Annotated in this window: 2 protein-coding genes and 1 pseudogene; 1 reads left to right on the top strand and 2 read right to left on the bottom strand. The window is 73.2% G+C overall.

What is annotated here, in order from left to right:
• Nucleotides 1–38 precede the first annotated feature (38 nt).
• Nucleotides 39–308, bottom strand: coding sequence for a DUF4235 domain-containing protein (locus AOK18_RS21300; RefSeq protein WP_055573302.1), 270 nt, complete (start codon nucleotides 306–308; stop codon nucleotides 39–41).
• Between the two features lie 300 nt (nucleotides 309–608).
• On the bottom strand, nucleotides 609–1,046 hold the full coding sequence (locus AOK18_RS21305; protein ID WP_055573288.1) for a nitroreductase family deazaflavin-dependent oxidoreductase: 438 nt from the start codon (nucleotides 1,044–1,046) through the stop codon (nucleotides 609–611).
• Nucleotides 1,047–1,988: 942 nt separating this feature from the next.
• On the opposite strand from AOK18_RS21305, the pseudogene AOK18_RS21310 reads away from it, so the two are divergent.
• Nucleotides 1,989–2,955 (top strand): annotated as a pseudogene (locus AOK18_RS21310) (hydrolase); the annotation flags it as partial.

The following is a 2,955-nucleotide window of genomic DNA, read 5'->3' on the forward strand; positions in this document are numbered from 1 at the left end:
CGCCGGGGGCTTCGTGCGGCGGGGGAGGGGCCGGGTGGTCAGGCGCTCCCCTTCTCCGGAGCGGGCCAGGAGCCCGTGGAACGCTCGATGGCCTTGGCGCCCGCGCGGTTCACGGCACTGCGCACCACCGCGAAGATGGCACCCTGGATCGCCGCGGCCAGCAGGATCTCGCCCCAGCGGCGGTCCCGGTCCAGCGCGTCGGGCGCGTCGTCCTCGTGCCGGATCAGCTTCCACGTCTTCTGGAACGCGACCCCCGCCACGGCACCACTCGTCCAGCCCAGCGCGAACCCCACCGGCTTGTACACCATGGGCAGCTTCTTCTTGCTCTTCTTCGCCACGTGGATCTCCCAGGTCGTTTCAGGCGTTCGGAAAGTTCCTGTGCCCCACGTTCCCCGTTTTCCGCCCTCCGCACGGCCCGGCCGGGCCCGACCGGGGCAATGATCCGAGGAACGCGGCGGCATGGGGGAGCCCCGCCGCGACGGGGGAACGCGGCGGGGCCTGAACGGCGGGTGCCCGCCGACCGGCGCGTCATGCGCACCGGACCGGGAAGAATCCGGCCGGGCCCAGGCTCGTCCTCTCCCGGCCCGGCCCGGCCCGGAGGAGGGGTCCTAGTCGCGCGGCTCCAGCACGAAGACCGGGATCACCCGGTCCGTCTTCTCCTGGTAGTCGGCGTACGGGGGGAAGGCCGCGACGGCCCGCTCCCACCACTGCGCCTTCTCCTCCCCGGTCACCTCACGGGCCGTCATGTCCCGCAGGATCCGACCGTCCCGCAGTTCCACCTGGGGATCGGCCTTGAGGTTGTGGTACCAGACCGGGTGCCGGGGCGCTCCGCCCAGCGAGGCCACCACCGCGTAGCGCCCCTCGTGCTCGACGCGCATCAACGGGGTCTTGCGCAGCTTGCCGCTCCTGGCCCCCCGCGTGGTCAGCAGCACCACCGGCCGGCCCTGCATGGTCGTCCCCTCGGTGCCGCCGGAGCTCTCGTACAGTTCCACCTGCTCGCGCACCCACTGCGTGGGGCTGGGCTCGTACTCGCCCTGAAGAGGCATGCCATCCGTCCCGTCGTCGTCGCGGCCCGTGGCCGGCCCGGTCTCCGGGGCGGCCGGGGGCCATGCGGATCAGCTCGTGCCGTACCAGTGTCGACCGGAGCACGCACGACCTCCGACGTCATGAGGCCCTCGGCGTGTCCACGGCACAGTCATGACCGTTCCCCGAACCGGGGACCTTGAACTCGGACCGCCCCGGAACCGGAGGGCCCCGTCATGACCGAACCGCGCGGACCCCGGCCCCCGGTCCAGGCCGCCCCGGCCACCGGCCCCGCGCCGCCGTGGAGGAACCGCTGCGCCGGACCGGCCGCGGCGACCCGGACCGCGTCGCCGAGCTGTACGCCGACCCCTGCGACCGGCCGCGGGACGAGCACGGCGACGCCGCGACCCCTTGGATCTGCCACCGGGCACCCGCGCCGACGCCGCCGTTCGAGCAGGGACGACCGCGTCCGCCCGGGGCGCTCCCGGTGAACCGCACCCTTCCCCGAGCCCGAGGCGGCGGCCGGCCCGTGTTCCCCGGGACCGGACCGGGCCCCGGACTCCGCACGGCCGGGATGGGCGCGACGGCGCCGAGTCGTCCCGTCCGCACCGTCTTTTCGGACACCGGCCGTCGAATCGGATGATTGGGCGCGTGAATTAAGGGTCAAGAATCCTGTTGACGCGATGTCAAAAAATGCCGGCGGGACGGAGAATGCGGGAAATTGTTGTACGGCTTGTTCCAGGTCGTCGGCCTGTGTGAAAGTGGATCCCGCCGGCGAGGAAAATGCTCTTCGTCCTGGTGTGCGCGAGCCCGCTCCCTCATGCCGCCGTGCCCCGAAAGAGCTGCTCCGGGCGGGCGTTCGAGATGCCGGACCCCTTGCGGACGGGCTCCCGCTGTATCGTCGGCGGGGCCGCGGGTCCGCCGGGTCGGACTTTATCCCGCGTGTCCCCGAGAGGATTGCATCCGTGAAGGAAACCGGCCTGTCGAATTTCCCGGTCCCCGCCGCCGCGTTCGACGTGACGGACGAACAACTGAGTGACGAGCTGAGGAAGTGGACGGGGTCCACCCCGGCACCGCACCCCGCCGGTGAACTCCTCGACCGCCACTGGGAGTCGGTTTTCGGCTATGCCCGGCTGTGCACCGACGGGCCCCGCTCCGCCGGGATGCTCACCACCGCCGCGTTCACCCGTCTCTTCGGCGAGACCCTGCGGCGCAACGGTCCGAGTTCCGCATGGCGTCCCCACCTCCTCCTCACGGTGCGCCGGATCGCCGCGGAATGGGACGGCGACCACCGCCGCGCCCTGCTCCACCCCGGTCTCACCGCCGGCACCACCGCCACCGGCTCCCCCTCCGACGACGGCCGACGGCCGGCCGCACGGCTGCTCCCCCCACCTGAACGGCGCCTGCTGGCAGGAGCGTTCCAGCGGCTCCCGCAGTCCGCGCGCTGTCTGCTGTGGCACACCGAGGTCGAGTCCGAACCGCTCCACGTCCCCGCCGGGCTGCTCGCCCTGGACGAGGAGGGCGCCCGCATCGAACTGCGCCGCGCCCGGGAGCGGCTGCGCGACGAAGTCCTCCGGCTCCACGGAGAGCTCGCCCCCGGCCGGGAGTGCCGGAGCTATCTGCGACTGCTGGAGGTGACCTACCGGCGCGCGGGCACCGGAACCGACCCGGACCTGCGCACCCACCTGGAGAACTGCACCCACTGCCGGCACACGGCGGACCAGCTCGCCCGCTTCACCGGTGGGCTCGGCACGGCCCTGGCCGAGGCGGTCCTGGGCTGGAGCGCACGGGAGTACGCGGAGAGCAGGGCCCGGGCGGCCGACGCCCCCGACGAGTCGGCCGCCGAGGAGCGGCCGTCGCCCGAGGGCGTCATCGGCGCGGTGTTCTCCGGTCCCGCCGAAGGACGTCCGGACCCGGCGGACGGCCGTCGGC

The organism is Streptomyces prasinopilosus, from assembly GCF_001419695.1.
Classification (GTDB): domain Bacteria; phylum Actinomycetota; class Actinomycetes; order Streptomycetales; family Streptomycetaceae; genus Streptomyces; species Streptomyces prasinopilosus.